Source organism: Flavimobilis rhizosphaerae (genome assembly GCF_014852685.1).
GTDB classification, from domain to species: Bacteria; Actinomycetota; Actinomycetes; order Actinomycetales; family Cellulomonadaceae; genus Flavimobilis; species Flavimobilis rhizosphaerae.
The window spans coordinates 50,777-69,337 of the sequence record NZ_JACZDF010000006.1 but is presented as its reverse complement, the minus strand read 5'-3'; the positions used below and the strand labels follow the sequence as shown (position 1 = coordinate 69,337).

The 18,561-nt window shown below is 71.6% G+C and carries 17 protein-coding genes and 3 tRNA genes; 7 read left to right on the top strand and 13 right to left on the bottom strand.

What is annotated here, in order from left to right; translation table 11 throughout:
• Positions 1-50: 50 nt before the first annotated feature.
• From murA to leuC, 3 genes are all read right to left on the bottom strand, one after another.
• Positions 51-1,367: a UDP-N-acetylglucosamine 1-carboxyvinyltransferase gene (murA, locus tag IGS67_RS10980; protein ID WP_192280884.1), complete on the bottom strand. Its 1,317-nt coding sequence runs from the start codon at positions 1,365-1,367 to the stop codon at positions 51-53.
• A 237-nt stretch (positions 1,368-1,604) separates the two neighbouring features.
• Positions 1,605-2,246 carry a 3-isopropylmalate dehydratase small subunit gene (gene leuD, locus IGS67_RS10975; RefSeq protein WP_192280881.1) on the bottom strand — a complete coding sequence of 214 codons (642 nt, stop codon included), beginning with the start codon at positions 2,244-2,246 and terminating at the stop codon, positions 1,605-1,607.
• A gap of 41 nt (positions 2,247-2,287) precedes the next feature.
• The gene (gene leuC / locus IGS67_RS10970) at positions 2,288-3,769 is read right to left on the bottom strand and encodes a 3-isopropylmalate dehydratase large subunit (protein WP_192280878.1); all 1,482 of its coding nucleotides are present in this window, start codon (positions 3,767-3,769) and stop codon (positions 2,288-2,290) included.
• A 111-nt stretch (positions 3,770-3,880) separates the two neighbouring features.
• Between leuC and IGS67_RS10965 the strand changes: the two genes are divergently transcribed.
• Positions 3,881-4,600, top strand: a complete 720-nt coding sequence (locus IGS67_RS10965; RefSeq protein ID WP_192280875.1) for an IclR family transcriptional regulator — start codon at positions 3,881-3,883, stop codon at positions 4,598-4,600.
• 94 nt (positions 4,601-4,694) lie between these two features.
• Here the strand turns inward: IGS67_RS10965 and IGS67_RS10960 are convergent, their stop codons facing one another.
• The 9 genes from IGS67_RS10960 to IGS67_RS10920 all read right to left on the bottom strand — a co-directional run bounded on the left by IGS67_RS10960 (position 4,695) and on the right by IGS67_RS10920 (position 11,283).
• A complete protein-coding gene (locus tag IGS67_RS10960; protein ID WP_192280874.1) occupies positions 4,695-5,528 on the bottom strand; it encodes a TrmH family RNA methyltransferase in 834 nt (277 codons plus the stop codon).
• Between the two features lie 118 nt (positions 5,529-5,646).
• Positions 5,647-5,719, bottom strand: a tRNA-Glu gene (locus tag IGS67_RS10955).
• Positions 5,720-5,853: 134 nt separating this feature from the next.
• Complete coding sequence (locus IGS67_RS10950; protein ID WP_192280872.1) at positions 5,854-6,417, bottom strand: hypothetical protein; 564 nt, start codon at positions 6,415-6,417, stop codon at positions 5,854-5,856.
• 202 nt (positions 6,418-6,619) lie between these two features.
• A tRNA-Glu gene (locus IGS67_RS10945) sits at positions 6,620-6,692 on the bottom strand.
• 96 nt (positions 6,693-6,788) lie between these two features.
• A tRNA-Gln gene (locus tag IGS67_RS10940) sits at positions 6,789-6,860 on the bottom strand.
• Positions 6,861-7,038: 178 nt separating this feature from the next.
• A complete protein-coding gene (locus IGS67_RS10935; RefSeq protein WP_192280870.1) occupies positions 7,039-7,866 on the bottom strand; it encodes an HAD family hydrolase in 828 nt (275 codons plus the stop codon).
• Positions 7,863-9,482 (bottom strand): glutamate--tRNA ligase, encoded by a 1,620-nt coding sequence (gene gltX / locus IGS67_RS10930; RefSeq protein WP_192280868.1) that lies wholly within the window; start codon positions 9,480-9,482, stop codon positions 7,863-7,865. The genes IGS67_RS10935 and gltX overlap by 4 nt, the downstream gene beginning before the upstream one ends.
• 73 nt (positions 9,483-9,555) lie before the next feature.
• Positions 9,556-10,338 carry a fumarylacetoacetate hydrolase family protein gene (locus tag IGS67_RS10925; RefSeq protein ID WP_192280866.1) on the bottom strand — a complete coding sequence of 261 codons (783 nt, stop codon included), beginning with the start codon at positions 10,336-10,338 and terminating at the stop codon, positions 9,556-9,558.
• An 87-nt stretch (positions 10,339-10,425) separates the two neighbouring features.
• Entirely contained in the window at positions 10,426-11,283 is an 858-nt protein-coding gene (locus IGS67_RS10920; protein WP_192280864.1) for a methyltransferase domain-containing protein, read from the bottom strand.
• Between the two features lie 80 nt (positions 11,284-11,363).
• On the opposite strand from IGS67_RS10920, the gene IGS67_RS10915 reads away from it, so the two are divergent.
• Both IGS67_RS10915 and IGS67_RS10910 read left to right on the top strand, forming a co-directional pair.
• Positions 11,364-11,957: a sugar O-acetyltransferase gene (locus tag IGS67_RS10915; protein WP_215905452.1), complete on the top strand. Its 594-nt coding sequence runs from the start codon at positions 11,364-11,366 to the stop codon at positions 11,955-11,957.
• A 62-nt stretch (positions 11,958-12,019) separates the two neighbouring features.
• Positions 12,020-13,030, top strand: coding sequence for an aldo/keto reductase (locus tag IGS67_RS10910; protein ID WP_192280862.1), 1,011 nt, complete (start codon positions 12,020-12,022; stop codon positions 13,028-13,030).
• Positions 13,031-13,080: 50 nt separating this feature from the next.
• Here the strand turns inward: IGS67_RS10910 and IGS67_RS10905 are convergent, their stop codons facing one another.
• Positions 13,081-15,084 (bottom strand): ATP-binding protein, encoded by a 2,004-nt coding sequence (locus IGS67_RS10905; RefSeq protein WP_192280859.1) that lies wholly within the window; start codon positions 15,082-15,084, stop codon positions 13,081-13,083.
• 192 nt (positions 15,085-15,276) lie between these two features.
• Here IGS67_RS10905 and IGS67_RS10900 point away from each other — a divergent pair, with 192 nt between their 5' ends.
• The 4 genes from IGS67_RS10900 to IGS67_RS10885 all read left to right on the top strand — a co-directional run bounded on the left by IGS67_RS10900 (position 15,277) and on the right by IGS67_RS10885 (position 18,544).
• The gene (locus tag IGS67_RS10900) at positions 15,277-15,645 is read left to right on the top strand and encodes a response regulator transcription factor (protein ID WP_192280856.1); all 369 of its coding nucleotides are present in this window, start codon (positions 15,277-15,279) and stop codon (positions 15,643-15,645) included.
• Complete coding sequence (locus IGS67_RS10895) at positions 15,642-16,499, top strand: HEAT repeat domain-containing protein (protein WP_192280853.1); 858 nt, start codon at positions 15,642-15,644, stop codon at positions 16,497-16,499. The genes IGS67_RS10900 and IGS67_RS10895 overlap by 4 nt, the downstream gene beginning before the upstream one ends.
• On the top strand, positions 16,496-17,911 hold the full coding sequence (locus IGS67_RS10890) for a glycosyltransferase family 2 protein (protein WP_192280849.1): 1,416 nt from the start codon (positions 16,496-16,498) through the stop codon (positions 17,909-17,911). The genes IGS67_RS10895 and IGS67_RS10890 overlap by 4 nt, the downstream gene beginning before the upstream one ends.
• Before the next feature lie 213 nt (positions 17,912-18,124).
• A complete protein-coding gene (locus tag IGS67_RS10885; protein WP_192280846.1) occupies positions 18,125-18,544 on the top strand; it encodes a hypothetical protein in 420 nt (139 codons plus the stop codon).
• The last annotated feature ends 17 nt before the right edge of the window (positions 18,545-18,561 follow it).

The window sequence follows — 18,561 nt, the reverse complement described above, 5'->3', positions numbered from 1 at the left end:
ACCGGGGTCGTCGTCGGGCGTGTCCGGGCCGTGCGGCCCGGACAGTGCGCTCAGGGACGTTCGAAGTCTGCGCCGAGCGCCGCGAGCTTCTCGGTGAAGTTCTCGTAGCCGCGGTCGATGAGTCCGATGCCGTGGACGGTCGACGTGCCCTTCGCGGCGAGCGCCGCGATGAGGTGCGAGAAGCCGCCGCGGAGGTCCGGGACGGTGATCTCGCCGGCCTCGAGCGGGGTCGGGCCCGAGATGACGGCGGAGTGGTGGAAGTTGCGCTGCCCGAAGCGGCACTCGAGGCCACCGAGGCACTCCCGGTACACCTGGATCGTCGCGCCCATGCCGCGCAGGGCCTCGGTGAAGCCGAAGCGGTTCTCGTAGACCGTCTCGTGGACGATCGAGAGGCCCGTGGCCTGCGTGAGGGCGACGACGAGCGGCTGCTGCCAGTCGGTCATGAAGCCGGGGTGGACGTCGGTCTCGAGAACGATCGAGCTCAGCTCGCCGCCCGGGTGGTAGAAGCGGATGCCGTCGTCCTCGACCTCGAACTCGCCGCCGACCTTCCGGAACGTGTTGAGGAACGCGATCATCTCCGGCTGGGTCGCCCCCTCGACGAAGATGTCGCCGCGCGTCGCGAGAGCCGCCGAGGCCCACGACGCCGCCTCGATGCGGTCGCCGAGCGCGGTGTGACGGAAGCCGCCGAGGCGCTTGACACCCTCGATGCGGATGACGCGGTCAGTGTCGACCGAGATGATCGCGCCCATCTTCTGCAGGACGTTGATGAGGTCCATGATCTCGGGCTCGATCGCGGCGTTCGAGAGCTCGGTGACGCCCTCGGCGCGCACCGCGGTGAGCAGCAGCTGCTCGGTCGCGCCGACCGACGGGTAGGGCAGCTCGATCTTCGTGCCGCGCAGGCCGTTCGGCGCGGTGAGGTGGATGCCTTGGGGCCGCTTGTCGACGACCGCACCGAACTTGCGAAGGATGTCGAGGTGGAAGTTGATCGGCCGGTCGCCGATGTGGCAGCCGCCGAGGTCGGGGATGAACGCCTCACCGAGCCGGTGGAGGAGCGGGCCGCACAGGAGGATCGGGATCCGGCTCGAGCCGGCGTGCGCGTCGATGTCCGCGACGTGCGCCGAGTCGACGGCCGTCGAGTCCATGCGCAGGACACCGCCCTCACGGTCGTGGTCGACGACGACCCCGTGGAGCTCGAGCAGCCCCTTGACGATCTCGACGTCACGGATGAGGGGGACGTTCCTCAGCTCGCTCGGCCCGTCGCCGAGGAGCGAGGCGACCATCGCCTTGGAGACGAAGTTCTTGGCCCCGCGGACCCGGATTCTGCCGTTGAGCGGGGTGCCGCCGGTGACGTGGATGAGATCGGTCATGGGTCTATGGTCGCCTATCGCTGGGGGGCTTCGTGCCAGATGCGCCGCGCGCGGTGTGTGGACTTCGTGGGAGGGCGGGGTGAGATCTGCCGGACCGCGCAGTGCACGGTCGCTCCGAGGGTCGAACGCCGTCCGGCACGCACGGTATTCCGTGGCCTCCGACTCCGCTCCCCTCCGGCACGACGACGCCGGGACGCCGCATGGCGGCGTCCCGGCGTCGGGGTGGTGCGGGTGCGCTCAGGCGCCTGCGGGACGCGCGGCGACGATCTCCTGCTTGGGCAGGTGCTTCGCGGGGAGCGTCTTGGGGCGCCAGCTCTCGCGACGCGCCTCGAACGCGGTGATCTCGTCCTCGTGCTGGAGGGTGAGGCCGATGTCGTCGAGGCCCTCCATGAGGCGCCAGCGCGTGTAGTCGTCGACGTGGATCTGCACAGTGACGTCGCCCGCGGACGCGGTGCGCTCGACGAGGTCGACCGTCACCTCGGTTCCGGGCTCGTTCTCGAGAACCTTCCAGAGGAGCTCGATGTCCTCCTGCGCGACCTGCGCCGCGAGGAGGCCCTGCTTGCCCGAGTTGCCGCGGAAGATGTCGGCGAAGCGTGAGGCGAGGACGGCCCTGAAGCCGTAGTCCTTGAGCGCCCAGACGGCGTGCTCGCGGGACGAGCCGGTGCCGAAGTCGGGGCCCGCGACGAGCACGGAGCCCGACGCGTAGGCCGGCTGGTTGAGGACGAACGACTCGTCGCCGCGCCATGCGGCAAAGAGCGCGTCCTCGAAGCCCGTGCGGGTGACGCGCTTGAGGTAGACCGCGGGGATGATCTGGTCGGTGTCGACGTTGCTGCGACGCAGCGGGACGCCGACACCCGTGTGGGTGGTGAACTTCTCCATGACAGGCTCCTTGGGTGTGGCTTCGGTGACCGGTGCGGGCGTCAGACCTGAACGAGGACGTTCGGGTCGAGCGGCGCGAGCGGCGAGCCGTCGAAGGTCGTGAGGTCGGTGCCCTCGGGCAGGTCGAGGTCGGCGAGCGACGAGAGCGTGCCGCGGATCGCGGTGGCCGCGGCGACGAGCGGCGAGACAAGGTGCGTGCGGCCGCCCTTGCCCTGGCGTCCCTCGAAGTTGCGGTTCGACGTCGAGGCGGCGCGCTCCCCCGGCGTGAGCTGGTCGGGGTTCATGCCGAGGCACATCGAGCAGCCGGCGTTGCGCCACTCGGCGCCGAAGTCGAGGAAGATCTTGTCGAGGCCCTCGGCCTCGGCCTGGAGACGCACGCGCGCCGACGCGGGCACGACGAGGACGCGCGTGTCCGCGGCCTTCTTCTTGCCCTTGAGGACCTTGGCGACCGAGCGGAGGTCCTCGATGCGGCCGTTCGTGCACGAGCCGATGAAGACGGTGTCGATCTTGAGGTCGCGCAGCGGGGCGCCGGGGACGAGGCCCATGTACTCGATCGCTCGCTCGGCGGCGATGCGGTCGTTCTCGTCGGCGATGAGCTCGGGCACCGGGACGTTCGCGGAGAGCGGCAGCCCCTGGCCGGGGTTCGTGCCCCACGTGACGAAGGGCTCGAGGTCGGACGCGTGGAGGGTGACCTCGGCGTCGAAGACGGCGTCGTCGTCAGTGCGCAGCGTCTTCCAGTACTCGACCGCGGCGTCCCAGTCCGCGCCCTCGGGCGCGTGGGGGCGGCCCTCGAGGTAGTCGAAGGTCGTCTGGTCGGGGGCGATCATGCCGGCGCGAGCGCCGGCCTCGATCGACATGTTGCAGATCGTCATCCGCGCCTCCATGGAGAGCTTGCGGATCGCCTCGCCGCGGTACTCGAGCACGTAGCCCTGACCGCCGCCGGTGCCGATCTTCGCGATGATCGCGAGGATGATGTCCTTCGAGGTGGTGCCCGGTGGCAGCTCGCCCTCGACGTTGATCGCCATGGTGCGGAACGGCGCGAGAGGGAGCGTCTGGGTCGCCATGACGTGCTCGACCTCGGACGTGCCGATGCCGAACGCGAGGGCGCCGAACGCGCCGTGGGTGGAGGTGTGCGAGTCACCGCAGACGACCGTGAGGCCGGGCATCGTCAGACCGAGCTGCGGGCCCACCTGGTGGACGATGCCCTGGTCGGCGTCGCCGAGGGAGTGGAGGCGGACGCCGAACTCCTTGGCGTTGGCACGCAGCGTGTCGATCTGGGTGCGGCTCGTGAGGTCCGCGATCGGCAGGTCGATGTCGAGAGTCGGGGTGTTGTGGTCCTCGGTCGCGATCGTGAGGTCCGTGCGGCGCAGCGTGCGGCCGGCGAGACGAAGACCCTCGAAGGCCTGGGGGCTCGTCACCTCGTGGAGGAGGTGGAGGTCGATGTAGAGGAGGTCCGGGGCTCCGTCGACTCCCCGGCGCACGAGGTGTGCGTCCCAGACCTTCTCTGCCAGCGTGCCGGCCATGGATGTTCCTCTCGTCAAAGACTGCCGCGAAGCGGCGGCAGGGACTAGAATCGCGACGACACACGGTGCGTCGCACTTGCGTCTCAGCCTCCGAGACTGCAATATCGTCCTATGGACAACTCTAGCGGAGTCGGCGTCCTCGACAAGGCCGCCGCCGTTCTCGGTGCTCTCGAAGCCGGTCCTGCGACGCTCGCCCAGCTCGTCGCAGCCACCCGCCTCGCCCGGCCGACGGCCCACCGACTGGCCGTCGCCCTCGAGCACCATCGTCTCGTCGCCCGCGACATGCAGGGGCGCTTCGTCCTCGGCCCGCGGCTCAACGAGCTCGCGACCGCGGCCGGCGAGGACCGCCTCCTCGCGGCCGCTAACCCCGTGCTCACCGCCCTCCGGGACCACACCGGCGAGAGCGCCCAGCTCTACCGCCGCCAGGGCGACCAGCGCATCTGCGTCGCGGCCGCCGAGCGGCCCGTCGGGCTGCGCGACTCGATCCCCGTCGGCGCAACCCTCACGATGCTCGCCGGCTCAGCCGCCCAGATCCTCCTCGCCTGGGAGGAGCCCGACCGCCTCCACCGCGGGCTCCAGGGCGCCAAATTCACCGCGACGATCCTCTCGGGCGTCCGCCGCCGCGGCTGGGCGCAGTCCGTCTCGGAGCGCGAGGCCGGCGTCGCGTCCGTCTCCGCGCCCGTCCGCGGCCCCTCGGGCCGCGTCGTCGCCGCCGTGTCGATCTCGGGCCCCGTCGAGCGGCTCAGCCGTCAGCCCGGCCGCCTGCACGCCGGCTCCGTCGTCGCCGCCGCCAACCGCCTCACCGAGGTTCTGCGGCGCGCCGCCAGCTGAGCGGCCCCCGTTCCGAGGCCCGTCGAGCACCCGCTCGGCGGGCCTCGGTGTGTCAGGGGGTCGACGGGACAGAGGATCAGCAGGCCAGCCTCCGTCAGCCCCGACGACCCGCCGCGCCCCGCTGCCGCGCAGCCTCGTAGAGGACGACAGTCGCGGCGTTCGCGGCGTTGAGAGAGCTCGCAGCGCCCGACATGGGGATGCTCACGGTGACGTCGCACAGCTCCCGCCACGCGTGAGAGAGGCCCGACGTCTCGTTGCCGACGAGCAGGAGCGTCGGTCCCGTGAGGTCGGCGTCCATGAGGTCGACGCCGCCGCCCTCATCCGTGCCGACGAGCGTCACCGGCACGCCCGACGCGCGTGCCGCCTCGACCCAGGGGACGACGTCGGCCGGGCCGGGCACACGGACGGTGGGCAGCGCGAAGAGGCTGCCGGTCGTCGCGCGCACGGACCGCGGGTCGTAGGCGTCGGCCGCGTGGCCCGCGACGATGACACCGTGCGCGCCGAACGCGTCCGCCGAGCGCACGATGCTGCCGATGTTCCCGGGCGTCGTTGGTCGGTCGAACAGCACCCCGAGGAAGTCCGCGCCGACGGCGATGCGGCCGAGGTCGTCGTCGGGGATCCCGACGACCGCGACGAGCTCGGGCGCGCCCTCGGACTTCTCCCCCAGCTCGGCGAGGAGCTCGGGCGCCATCGCGACCCTGGTCGCCCCCGTCGTCGCGAGGAGATCCTGCGCCCAGGCCGACAGCGTCCTGTTCTCGTCGTGCAGAAGGGCGTGGACCGGCCAGCCGTGCTCGACCGCGAGCGAGATCGGGCGGACGCCCTGGACGAGCATCTCCCCGAGCTGGTTGCGCTTCCTGCGGTTGGTGAGCAGTGCGTGCCACGCCTGGAACGTCGCGTTGCGGGTCGAGATCCGCTGGGTCGCTGGCATGGGTCCTCCACGGTGAGCCGGGCGCGACGGACGAGGCACGCGCGCCGTCACGAGGTGCGAGACTACCCCGCGCATGCGGAAGGCCCGGTCATCGATGATGACCGGGCCTTCGCGAACGTACCCCCGACGGGATTTGAACCCGTGTTACCGCCGTGAGAGGGCGGCGTCCTAGGCCGCTAGACGACGGGGGCCGGACGACGCTCAAGCCTCACCCGAAGGTGCCGCTCGCTGCGCCGTCGAGAACATTACACAGTCACGGGCTCCGCGCGCCATTCGACGTTCAGTGACCGTCGTCACACAGGAGCGAGGCCAGCGCCGCCTCGGGTCACGACACCGCCGGACCGCCGCCCGGATCAGCCAGCCCCCCGGCCGGGAGGATCGCTGCACGCTCCTGAGCGGCGAGTCGACGGTTGTGCCTCACGGCGCGCACGAGAAGGACGATCCCCGCGACGCCGACGGCAGCCAGCGCAGCGACGACGATCCACAGCCGGCCGATCCACGCGAACAACTCCTCGAGGGCGGGGGCCGGGTCGTAGCTCGCCACGCCCGACTCCGCGTTGATCCGCACGGGAATGGTCTCGCCGACGACCGCGTCGCACGCTTCCATCGCCGCGGGCTCACGGTCGACGGCCTCACGTTCGACGCCGTCGACCGTGTACGTGAAGGTGAGGACGCAGCTGCCGGCGCCCTCGCCGTCCGCGCCCGGTGCGACCGCGACCACCACGCCGCTCGTCGAGGCGTCGCCCTCGTTCACCGCGGCGGTGCTCATGGTAGCGAGCCCGAAGAGAAGCAGGACGATGACCCCGGAGACGATCGAAAGGACCAAGCCCAGGCCGATGAGAGCGATACGCCAGCCGATGCGCCGCCGTCCGGGTGTTGATGGCGTCATGTTCCTGCTCCTCTGCCGGGACCCGGCTCACCGGGTCAGCGCTCACGCGATCCGGTGCGGTCCCGCGCGTCAGCGGCACGCTACCAGGATTGGGTACGTCCTGCGGGTTGTGCGGCTCGCCCGTTCTGCCGCGTGCGACCCGCGGCCCAGAGTCGGGAACGACGAAGGCCCGGTCATCGGTGATGACCGGGCCCTCGAGACGTACCCCCGACGGGATTTGAACCCGTGTTACCGCCGTGAGAGGGCGGCGTCCTAGGCCGCTAGACGACGGGGGCAGGACGTGCCAGGTGCGAGTGCGAGCACTCCTCCTGGCGGAGCAAGACCCTGGCAGTCATGCGGTCGTGACGACTGCTCGATACGAAGATCTTGAGCTGGGGTACCAGGACTCGAACCTAGAATGACGGTACCAGAAACCGTTGTGTTGCCAATTACACCATACCCCAAGGGGGTAACCCACCAGTCCGTCATCGACGCCCTCGAAGAGGCCGCCAACCCGTTTTCCAGGGGTTGTCCCGAGAAAGAACAGTACCCGACGATCGGCCGAGCGACAAAACCGGGAGGGCGTCACCGCGGTCACACCCGCGAGGCGGCGGCCACGTCGAGCATCCCCGCCCGCGGTGGTCAGACGCGCGCAGCAGGCTCCCCGAGCCCGACGAGCACGAGCACGTCCTCGAGCGTCGTCAGCACCGCGACACCAGCCGCCCGCGCAACTTCGGGATCCTCGGGGTGCGCTCCCCCGCGCCGCGCACCCGGCCGGTCGAGCCACGCCCCCAGGAGCCCGGCCCGCACCGCACCACCTGCGTCGATATCGAGCTCGTCCCCAACGTAGAGCGTCTCCGCGGGCGCCGTGCCGAGCCGGCGTGCCGCCTCGAGGAACACGCGGGGGTCGGGCTTGCCGACGCCGAAGACGTCGACGCCCACGAGCATCGGCACGCGCTCCCCCAGGCCGACGGCGCCGAGCTTATGCACCTGGTAGTCGGTCGCAGCGTTCGAGAGCGCGCCGACCGGCACGCCGGCCGCGAGCAGTGCGTCGACGACATCGGCCGCCTCGGGGAACGCCCGCCACGCCTCCGCGAACGCGGACTCGAAGACGCCGTCCCACGCGTCGAAGCCCGCGTCGTCGAGTTCTGGACCACCGAACGCCGCCATGAGCTCGTTCGCTCGCGTCATGCGCTGGGCCCGGAACGACACCTCGCCACGGGTGTACGCCCGGTAGTGGCCGCCGACGTCGCGCCGCCACGTCGCGAGGACCTCACCGCGTCGCTCGTCAGGCAGGTGCGGCAGGTAGACACGCGCGACCTCCGCCATCGCGTCCGCGAACGCCCCGCGCGTGTCGACGAGCGTGTCGTCGACGTCGAAGAGCACGCCCGCGATGCGCGGACGCCCCGCGGCCGTCGCCGCGAGGGCGTCGGCGCGGGGCGCCTGCGGGTCGGACGTACCGGCGGTCACAGCGCCGCCCGCAGCGCGCGGACGCGTGCGAGGGACGACTCGCGGCCGAGGATCTCCATCGACTCGAAGAGAGGCGGCGACACTCGCCGCCCCGTGATCGCGACGCGCAGCGGCGCGAACGCGAACTTCGGCTTGACGCCCATCTCCTCGATGAGCGCGGCCTTGAGCGCGTCCTGCGTCGTCGTCGGGTCGAACGACGCCACGCCCTCGAGGACCTCGATCGCGCGGTCGAGCATCTCGCGCAGACGCTCGCGCACCTGCGCGACCGACGCCTCGGCGAGCTGCATCGCCGTGCCCGGCGCCGCGCCCTCGGGCAGGACGAGCTCGGCCTGGACGCCCGGGAGGACGCCCTTGAACGTGTTCTTGTCGACGAGCGCCGCCATCGAGTCCGCGTCGAGGACGACCGCGTCGTCGGCGACGAAGAGGAAGCCGAGCATCCCCGTGACCTCGCCGAGGAGCGTCATCCGCTCCTGGACGAGGGGCGCGCCCGCGTCGAGCAGCGCACGCTGAGCCTCCGGGAGCTCGTCGTACGCGGCCGCGTCGACGAGCCCCGCCGCGTGGAGGTGCGGCACGAGCCGTGAACGGAAGTCGGCCGGCTCGAGCAGACGCACGTGCGCCGCGTTGATCGCCTCGGCCTTCTTGAGGTCGAAACGCGCCGGGTTGGGGTTGACGTCGGCGATGTCGAACGCCTCGACGAGCTCGTCGACCGAGAAGATGTCGCGGTCCGCCGCGATCGACCAACCGAGCAGCGCGAGGTAGTTGACGAGACCCTCCCGCGTGAAGCCACGGTCGCGGTGGAGGAAGAGGTTCGACTCCGGGTCACGCTTCGAGAGCTTCTTGTTGCCCTCGCCCATGACGTACGGCAGGTGCCCGAACGCCGGCATGACCTTCGCGATGCCGAGCTCGAGCAGCGCACGGTAGAGGACGACCTGGCGGGGCGTCGACGAGAGGAGGTCCTCGCCGCGCAGCACGTGGGTGATCTCCATGAGCGCGTCGTCGACCGGGTTGACGAGCGTGTAGAGCGCGTCACCGTTCGCACGGACGATGACGTAGTCCGGCACCGTCCCCGCCTTGAACGTGATCTCGCCGCGCACGAGATCCGTGAACGTCACGTCCTCGTCGGGCATCCGCAGACGCAGGACCGGCTCACGCCCTGCCGCACGGAACTCGGCCTTCTGCTCGTCGGTGAGGTCGCGGTCGAAGCCGTCGTAGCCCATCGCCGCCGGACGACCGGCCGCGACGTTGCGCGCCTCGATCTCCTCGGGCGTCGAGAAGGACTCGTACGCGTAGCCGCCCTCGAGCAGGCGTCGCGCGACATCCGCGTAGAGGTCCTTGCGCTGCGACTGACGGTACGGGCCGTGCGGGCCGCCGACGTCGATGCCCTCGTCCCAGTCGAGCCCGAGCCAGCGCAGCGCCTCGAGGATCTGCGCGTAGCTCTCCTCGGAGTCGCGCGCCGCGTCGGTGTCCTCGATGCGGAAGACGAACGTGCCGCCGACGTGGCGCGCGTACGCCCAGTTGAACAGCGCCGTGCGGACCATGCCGACGTGCGGCGTGCCCGTCGGCGAGGGGCAGAAGCGGACGCGGACGTCGGAGCCGGTGGGGAGGACTGCAGACACTGTGTGCACCTTGTTCCAGGGGTGGCCGGAGGCCTGCGCGGCAGGCCGGGGAAAGGAGGGGCGGAGGCGCGGCTCAGCCGCGCCGGATGACGGGGTTGCGCAGGACGCCGACGCCCTCGACCTCGCACTCGACGACGTCACCGTGGTCGACGGGGCCGACGCCCGCAGGCGTGCCCGTGAGGATGACGTCGCCCGGCAGGAGCGTGAACGCCTGCGAGACGTAGGAGACGAGGAATGCGACGTCGAAGATCATGTCCGACGTGCGGCCGTCCTGCCGGACCTCACCGTTGACCCGCGACCGCACCGCGAGGTCCTCCGGGTCGAGGCCCGTCGTGATCCACGGGCCGAGCGGGCACGAGGAGTCGAAGCCCTTCGCCCGCGCCCACTGGTCCTCGGCACGCTGCACGTCGCGCGCCGTGACGTCGTTCGCGACCGTGAAGCCAAAGACCTTCGAGAGCGCGTCCTCAGGCTCGACGTCCTTCGTCACCTTGCCGATGACGACCGCAAGCTCGGACTCGTAGGAGACCTCGCGCGTCCACGACGGCAGGACGATCGGGTCGTCCGGGCCGACGACCGACGTGTTCGGCTTGAAGAACAGCAGCGGGGACGTGGGCAGCTCGTTGCCCATCTCCTTGACGTGGTCCGCGTAGTTGCGGCCGACCGCGACGATCTTCGAGCGTGGGATGACCGGCGCGAGGAGACGGACGTCGTCCGTGAGCGGGACGACCTCACCGGTCTGCTGGACCGGCATGTAGAGCGGGTCCCCGGTGATGACGTGGAGCGTCTCCGCGCCGGGGGCGCCGTCGACGAGCGCGAAACGGGGGTCGGAGCCTTGGGTGAACCTAGCGATACGCACGGGCCAAGCCTACGCGGGCCGACCGACACCCGGCCGTGACGCCCGACTCACGGTCACGACGCAGCACGGTCACGACGCAGCACAGGCTCACGCCCGCGCGAGCACCTCGCCGTGCGTGATCGAGAACCAGCCATCCTCGTCCTGCGCCCACTGGCGCCAGCCGCGGGCGATCTCCTCGAGCGCGACGTCGTCCGCGAGGCCCGTCGCCCGCGCCTGCATTCCGAACTGCGACGAGAGGCACCGCTCCGCCCACAGGTCGCCCCACCACGCGCGGTCCGCGTCCGACGCGTAGCACCACACGCCAGCCGACGCCGTGATGGCCTCGTCGGCAAAGCCCGCGGCCCGCACCCACGACACGAGCCGACGCCCAGCGTCCGGCTGCGCGCCGTTCGCGGCTGCAACCTCGTGATACAGCTCGTTCCACTCGGTGAGTTCCTGCGATTCCGGGTACCAGGCCATCGCGGCGTAGTCCGCGTCGCGGACCGCGACGAGCCCGCCGGGGCGTGTGACGCGACGGATCTCACGCAGCGCCGCAACCGGGTCAGAGAGGTGCTGAAGGACCTGGTGCGCGTGAACGATGTCGAAGGAGCCGTCGGCAAACGGCAGGTCGTAGACGTCGGCCTCGACGAACTCGACGTTGCGCACACCCTGGTTCGCGGCCGTCTCACGCGCCTGCTCGAGGACCGCCGTCGACGTGTCGATGCCCGTGACGACGCCCGGGCCCACGGTGCGCGCGAGGTCGACCGTGATCGTGCCCGGGCCGCAGCCGACGTCAAGCACGGAGAGGCCCTCGCGCAGGTGCGGCAGCAGGTACGCGGCGGAGTTCTCCGCCGTCCGCCACCTGTGCGAGCGCAGCACGGAGTCGTGGTGCCCGTGCGTGTAGGAGTCCTTGGGGTGAGGCTTGGAGCCGTCGGTCACGGCGTCCGGCCCGGTGGTCGTCGACATGTGGTCACGCTAACCACGGCCCTCATGACGTGGGACGTCCTGACCACATCGTGGGCCCGCACGGGGCGTAGCCTCGGACGATGCGTGACATGCCCGCTCCCGACCCCACCGACCCCCGCAGCGAGCACGACCGGATGGTCGCAGGCGACTGGTACCGCTACCGGCTCGACCCCGCGCTCGCCGCCATGACGACGGGGACGCAGGCGACCTGCCGACGGATCACCGCGCTCTACGACACGGATCGGCCCGCCGCCGAGGCTCTCTTCCGCGACCTCCTCGGCTCGGTCGGCGAGGGCGTCGACTTCCGCCCGCCGCTCTACCTCGACTACGGCAGCCGCCTCCACGTCGGCGACGGCACCTTCCTCAACGCCGACCTCCTCGTCCTCGGCGGAGGACTCGTGACGATCGGCCGTCACGTCCTCGTCGGCCCGTCGGTGCGGATCTACACGCCCCAGCACGCGCTCGACGTCGACGACCGGCGCGACGGGTGGGAACGGGTCGAGCCCGTGACGATCGAGGACGACGTGTGGCTCGGCGGGAACGTCGTCGTCCTGCCGGGCGTGACCATCGGCGCCCGCTCGGTCGTCGGGGCGGGATCCGTCGTCGTCAAGGACGTGCCCTCGGACGTCGTCGTCGTCGGCAACCCCGCACGCGTCGTGCGCGAGCTCGCCTGACGACGGCCGTCGCAGCGTCCGCGGACACCGCGACGTCCGCGGCCCGGGGTAGCGTGGTCGACGTGACCGCCCACCACTCCCCCGCCACGTCCCCCGCCGCCCCCGAGACCTGCCGCGTCGGTGACTCGGGCCTCGCCGTCTCCGTCGTCGGGCTCGGCTGCAACAACCTCGGCCGCACCGGCACCGCAACCCTCACGCAGGAGGGAACCGACGCGGTCGTCCACGCTGCACTCGACGCCGGCATCACGTTCTTCGACACGGCGGACAACTACGGGCACGAGGGCGGGCTCTCCGAGCGCATGCTCGGCGCCGCACTCGGACGCCACCGCGCCGACGTCGTCGTCGCGACGAAGTTCGGCATGGCCAACGGCCACCTCTACGGCGACGACCGCGGCGCGCGCGGGTCGCGCCGCTACGTGCGTCGCGCGATCGAAGGCTCCCTCACGCGCCTCGGCACCGACTACATCGACCTCTTCCAGCTCCACACGCCCGACCCGCTGACGCCGGTCGAGGAGACGCTCAGCGCGCTCGACGACCTCGTACACGAGGGCAAGGTCCTCTACATCGGCCACTCCAACCGCGCGGGCTGGCAGATCGCCGACGCCGAGCACGTCGCACGCCGCACGGGGCTCACCCGGTTCGTCTCGTCGCAGAGCCACTACAACCTGCTCGACCGCCGCGCCGAGCTCGAGGTCGTCCCCGCGGCCCAGGCGTACGGCCTCGGCATCCTCCCCTACTTCCCCCTCGCCAACGGGCTGCTCTCGGGGAAGTACTCGCGCGGCACGACGCCGTCCGAGGGGCGGCTCTCGCACACGCGCCAGCACATGCTCGACGAGGCCCCGTGGGACGCGCTCGAGGCGCTCACCGAGCTCGGCCGTGCCCGCGGCCTCGGGCTGCTCGAGCTCGCGTTCTCGTGGCTCGCCGCGCAGCCGCAGGTCGCGAGCGTCATCGCGGGGGCGACCCGGCCCGAGCAGGTCCGGCAAAACGCTGCAGCCGTCCACCCGCTCACGGCCGACGAGCTCGCGCAGATCGACGCGCTCTTCCCGCCACCCGCGAAGGTGGCGCTCTTCTAGGCGCCGCTCTTCCAGGCACTGCTCGCTCGCCCCGGCAGCGCCGGCGGTCGCTAGGTGCGCGACGCCCGGGCCCGCGGCAGACGCACGCTCGCGTCCGTGCCGTGCTCACCGTCGGACTCGAGCCAGATCGTGCCGCCGTTGCGCTCGACGAGGTTGCGGACGAGCGCGAGCCCGAGGCCCACGCCCGGCACCTGCCGTTCCTCGGCGGTCGTGCTCCGGTAGAAGCGTTCGAACACCCGCTCAAGCTCGTCGGGGGCGATCCCGGGGCCCGTGTCAGAGACGCGGAGCACGACGGCGTCGCCGTCGGCCTCCACGCCGATCGTCACGGTGCCGTCCGGCGGCGTGAACTTCACCGCGTTCGAGACGAGGTTCGTGAGGATCCGCGTGAGATCGTCCCGCACGACGTGGGCCGAGAGCCCGGTTCGCTCGCCGACGACGAGGCGCACGCCGCGCGCCGACGCCTGCGGGACGTGCTCCTCGACCGTGTGCCGCACCACCTCGTCGAGCGCCGTGACGGCCGGTGTGACGGCGTCGTGACGACCGGCGCTCGCGCCGAGCTCGAGGAGGTCCTCGACGAGCACACCCAGACGCCGGGCGTTGCGCTCGACGACGTCGAGGTAGCGCCGTTGCTCGTCGTCGACGTCAGTGTCGTCGACGAGCAGCTCGGTGTACCCGACGATGCTCGTGATGGGGGTCCGCAGCTCGTGGCTCACCGCCGAGAGGAAGTCGTCCTTCTGCCGTCCGAGGTCGCGCAGCCGGGCGGCCGCGTCACGTTCGTCCGCGAGCGCACGCCGCATTGCTGCGTCCGCGAGATGACGCTGCGTGACGTCGATGAGCTGCGCCGTGACGATCGCCGGGCCCGAGGAGCGCTCGACACGCGTGAGGAAGACCTCCGCCCGGCGGAACCCCGCGACGTCGATCTCGTCGAACCACTCCCCGAGCGGGGAGTCGAGCGTCGCGAGGACGGCTCGGACGAACGGCGACGACTCGTCGAGCCCGAGGTGACGCCGCTCGGCCTCGTCGGTCGCGTCGACCGCGTCGTCGGTCGTCACGACGACCTCGCCCGCCAGCATCTCCGCCGCGCGCACGTTCGCCTCGACGACACGCAGGTCCCGCGGGCCGACCTGCTCGAGGACGACTAACCCGACCTGCGCGTCGATGAGTCCGCCGCGCAGGACCTGGTCCCTCTTGGCGAGGCGCATCGTCACCGCGACACGCTCGTCGCGCGCGACCGCGAACGCGAGGACGGTCGTTGCGTAAACGACGATGAAGAACTGCGCGGAGATCGTCGACGCCACCGGATCGGTGATCCGCGAGAACGGCCCTTCTCCCTGCGCAGTCGCGGTCGCGACGACGATAGCGACGAGGGCAAGCTCGGCTGCGACGAATCGCGTCGAGAACAGGAAGCCGGCCCAGATGAGCATGGGCATCGGCAGGAAGGTGATGGGAAGGTCCTTGCCCGGTCCGACGACAAGCGCGAGGACGACGACGAGCAGCACGACCTGCACGACGCGGTGCCACGTCGCCACCGCGACGCCGGACCGCGTCCCGGCGATCCCCAGGGGAATGATGACGAGCAGTGCCGAAGCGTGGCTCGTGAGCACCGTCGGCGCGATCTCGACGAACCGAGCCCCCGCCATCGACGCGGTGACGCCGACGATGACGGCGGCGGCCGCGGCACCCGCGAGCGACGCGACGAGCACCAGCGACATGTCGCGCAGCTGAGCGAGCCGCGCCCGTCGTCGTCCCCTCGTGAGCAGCCTCGCGACGATCACCGCCTCCACCGCGTTCGCGATGCCGTACCCGAACGCGACTGCGGCTGTCCGGCCCGCCAGGTAGTTCGCGACGAACATCCACACGGCGACGGAGAGCACCGCCCAGCCGTACCAGCGTCGCGGGACCGCGAGGAGCGCGAGGACGCACACCGCAACCGCCGGCCACCAGACCGCCACACCGTTGGAGGAGTGGACGAACGATCCCGCACCGCTGCCGAGCGCGAGCGCGATCGCCACGAGCGCGAGGTGCACGAGGAGGCCGCGGACCCAGCTGGGCACCCCCGGTTCTGTGACCTGCAACATCGACAACCTCCCACGGGCTCGACCAATGTCGGCACCTCATGATGAGGTTGACCGACAACATGCAACCATGCTGAGGCACATTCCGACACGACGTGCCCGCACGGTCGACCTGCTCGCCCCTGGGCAGCCGACGGGCGCGCTCGGGCACAACTTCTGGAGGGACCCCGGATGGCGAAGATCCTCGTGGTCGAGGACGACCCCGATATCTCGGCGCTCGTCGTCCACAAGCTGCGCGGGGCCGGTCACACGGTGCTCGACGCGTCCGACGGCGAGGCGGCGCTCGCGGCGATCCGCTCGGAGCAACCCGACCTCGTCGTCCTTGACTGGATGCTGCCCCGCATGAACGGGCTCGAGGTGTGCGAGGCCGTGCGCGCCGACGCGGCTCTCGACGGGACGCGGATCCTCATGCTCACCGCAAAGGCGCAGGAGGCCGACCTCGAGCGCGCGTTCGCCGCGGGCGCCGACGAGTACCTCCAGAAGCCCTTCAGCACGCGTGAGCTCGTCGTGCGCACCCAGGCGCTGCTCGCGCGCCCATGAGGTACGACGTCGCGGGGTGGGTGCTGGTCGCGGCGGCGGGCGCGACCGTCCTCCTCCTCGTCGTCATCACTGCGGTGCGTGCGTCGACGATCGTCGCGAACCGCCGCCACGAGCGTGAGCGTTCCGAGGTGCTCCCGCTCCTCCTCGAGATCACCGACGGTGCCGACGTCCCCCTGCCCGGCGACCGGCGTGCGGCACGGGCGCTCGGCACGAGCGCCGCCGCCCTCGTCCACAAGGTCCGGGGCGCGGACCGCGCCGACCTTGCCGGCTGGCTCCGGCGGAACGGTTTCCGCGAGGAGGCGCTGCGCGGTCTCCGCGCGCGGCGCCCGGCCCGGCGTGCCGCGGCCGCCGAGCTCTACCTCGCGCTCGACGACGACCCGGGCCCCGTGCTGCCCCTCCTGTCCGACACGCACGCACGCGTCCGCGCGACCGTCGTCCGCGCGCTCGGCGAAGCCGGCGCCGTGACCGCGATCCCCGCGATCGTCGAGGCCGCGGTCGCCCCGCGCGGCGTGTCGACGAGCACCGCTGCGATGGCCGTCGTCCAGGCCGGACCGAGCAGCGCCTCAGCGTTCGGTCCCGTGTGGGACTCCGCCGACCCGCGGGCGCGCCGGCTCGCCGCCGACGTCGCCGGGCACCTCGGGCTCGCCGACGCCCGGCCTCACCTCGAGCGGGCACTGCGCTCCGAGGACCAGACGCTGCGCACCCGCGCCGCCGTCGCGCTGGGACGCGTGGGCTCGCCCCTGTCCGTGGGTGCGCTCGAGACCGCGCTGGTCGGCGTCGTCCGCGGCTCCGTCGAGGAACGTGCGATCCTCGACGCGCTCGCGGCGCTCGACTCCCCCCGGGAGGCACGATGACCGTCCTCGAGAGCGTCGTGTGGTGGACGACCGCAGTCCTCGTCGTGTACTACCTCGCGTACAACGTCCTCTACATCCTGCTCGTCGCCCGGGCCGGACGTGCGATCACGTCCGAGCTCGCGTGGCCCGCGACGCTCACGCGCGACCTCACGTTCGCCAATCCCCTCTCGCCCGGCGTGTCCGTCCTCGTGCCGGCCCACAACGAGGAGGTGGGCATCCTCGCGGCCGTCACTGCGCTGCTCGACCTGCGCTACCCGACGGTCGAGATCGTCGTCGTCGACGACGGGTCGTCCGACCGCACCGCGCAGATCCTCACGGACGCGTTCGCCATGACCGACGTCGACCTCACGACCGACGACCGTGTCGAGCAGGAGGGGGCGACGTTCGCGACGCTGCGGTCCCGGAGCCACCCCGGGCTCGTCCTCGTCCGCAAGGCGTCCGTCGGTCGTCGGTCCGACGCGATCAACGCCGCGCTGCGCGTCGCGACGCAGGAGCTCGTCTGCATGATCGACGCCGACTCGCTCCTCGAGTCCGACGCGCTCCTCCACGTCGTGCAGCCGTTCATCGACGACGACCGCGTCGTCGCCGCAGGCGGCGTCGTCCTCCCCTCGAACGGTTCGCGCGTCCACCGCGGCCGCATCGTCTCGACGCGCATCCCGCGCAACCTCGTCGTCCGCACCCAGGTGCTCGAGTACCTCCGGGCGTTCCTCGTCGGACGCTCCGGCTGGTCGAGCATGAACGGGCTGCTCATCATCTCGGGAGCTTTCGGCCTCTTCAGGCGCGAGATCGTCGTCGAGCTCGGCGGGCTCGACCCGACGTCGCTCGCCGAGGACGCCGACCTCGTCGTCGGCATCCACCGCATGATGCGCGACCGCGGCGAGGACTTCCGGGTCGTGTTCCAGCCCGAGCCCGTCTGCTGGACCGAGGTGCCCGCAACCCTCGATGTCCTCGCGAAGCAGCGAAAGCGCTGGTCGCAGGGGCTCGGCGAACTGTTGTGGAAGTACCGGAAGATGATCGGCAATCCGCGCTACCGCACGCTCGGTGTGCTCACGCTGCCGTACTTCGTGCTCTTCGAGTTCATCGGACCGTTCATCGAGGTCGCCGGACTGGCCATCGTCGTCACGGGCTTCCTCTCGGGCACGCTGCCCTGGCAGATGGCCGCGATGTACGCGGGAGCGTCCGTCCTCCTCGCCGCGCTCGGTTCGCTCGCTGCGGTCCTCGTCGAGGAGGTGTCGTTCTCCCGGTACCCCCGACGGCGCGACGTGCTCTCGCTCGTGACGACCGCGCTCCTCGAACCGTTCTGGTTCCACTTCCTCCACTCGTGGTGGCGTGCCGTCGGGATGGTGCGCGCCCTGCGCGGCGCCGACTCCGGGTGGGGCGTCATGACGAGGGCGGGGCACGACGAGGAGTGACGCGGCCCCCCGCACGCTGCCGCACGACGGCACTGCGCACCGCAGGCCTGGCACGCTCCAGCACAGGTCGGGCACGCCCTTGCACGCAGGTCGGGCGCCCCGCAGGACCGCCAACGCAGGACGACGGCGCGCCCGGCCGCTACGCTCACCACCTGGCAGGCCTGACGTCGAAGGAGCACCGATGAGCGCCGCACCCACCCGCCGGCGTCCCGCATGAGGGCCGTCGGGCTCGTGCCCACCCTCGTCGGCATCGTCCTCGTCGTCGCCGCGGTCGTCGTCGCTCGCGTCGGGCGGCGCACGCCTGCCCGACGCGTCGTCGTCACCGGGCAGATCGTCCGGCAGGTCGGCTTCAGCCGGACCCCGCTCTACGAGGTCGCCTACCCGCTGCCCGACGGCACGTGGGCGACGACCGTGACGCGTGCGCCGCTGAGCCCGGGCGGGATCGCCACGCTCGGATGGTCGCAGGGCGCGCCGGTCCCCGTCCACGTCAACGTCGACGACCTGCGCGACGCGCGGCTCACTCCCGACGGCAGCCTCGGGGTGCCCGGATTCGTCGGCATCATCCTCGGGAGCGTCGGAGGCGTCTTCCTCGTCGTCGGGCTTGTGCTCTCCGCGGTGGCGCTCGTCGGGTAGCGCACGACCGTCGTAGG

Coding starts and splice junctions, on each gene's coding strand:
- murA (WP_192280884.1), bottom strand. CDS start 1,367: ATGACCGATCTCATCCACGTCACCGGCGGCACCCCGCTCAACGGCAGA.
- leuD (WP_192280881.1), bottom strand. CDS start 2,246: ATGGAGAAGTTCACCACCCACACGGGTGTCGGCGTCCCGCTGCGTCGC.
- leuC (WP_192280878.1), bottom strand. CDS start 3,769: ATGGCCGGCACGCTGGCAGAGAAGGTCTGGGACGCACACCTCGTGCGC.
- IGS67_RS10965 (WP_192280875.1), top strand. CDS start 3,881: ATGGACAACTCTAGCGGAGTCGGCGTCCTCGACAAGGCCGCCGCCGTT.
- IGS67_RS10960 (WP_192280874.1), bottom strand. CDS start 5,528: ATGCCAGCGACCCAGCGGATCTCGACCCGCAACGCGACGTTCCAGGCG.
- IGS67_RS10950 (WP_192280872.1), bottom strand. CDS start 6,417: ATGACGCCATCAACACCCGGACGGCGGCGCATCGGCTGGCGTATCGCT.
- IGS67_RS10920 (WP_192280864.1), bottom strand. CDS start 11,283: ATGTCGACGACCACCGGGCCGGACGCCGTGACCGACGGCTCCAAGCCT.
- IGS67_RS10915 (WP_215905452.1), top strand. CDS start 11,364: ATGCGTGACATGCCCGCTCCCGACCCCACCGACCCCCGCAGCGAGCAC.
- IGS67_RS10900 (WP_192280856.1), top strand. CDS start 15,277: ATGGCGAAGATCCTCGTGGTCGAGGACGACCCCGATATCTCGGCGCTC.
- IGS67_RS10895 (WP_192280853.1), top strand. CDS start 15,642: ATGAGGTACGACGTCGCGGGGTGGGTGCTGGTCGCGGCGGCGGGCGCG.
- IGS67_RS10890 (WP_192280849.1), top strand. CDS start 16,496: ATGACCGTCCTCGAGAGCGTCGTGTGGTGGACGACCGCAGTCCTCGTC.
- IGS67_RS10885 (WP_192280846.1), top strand. CDS start 18,125: ATGAGGGCCGTCGGGCTCGTGCCCACCCTCGTCGGCATCGTCCTCGTC.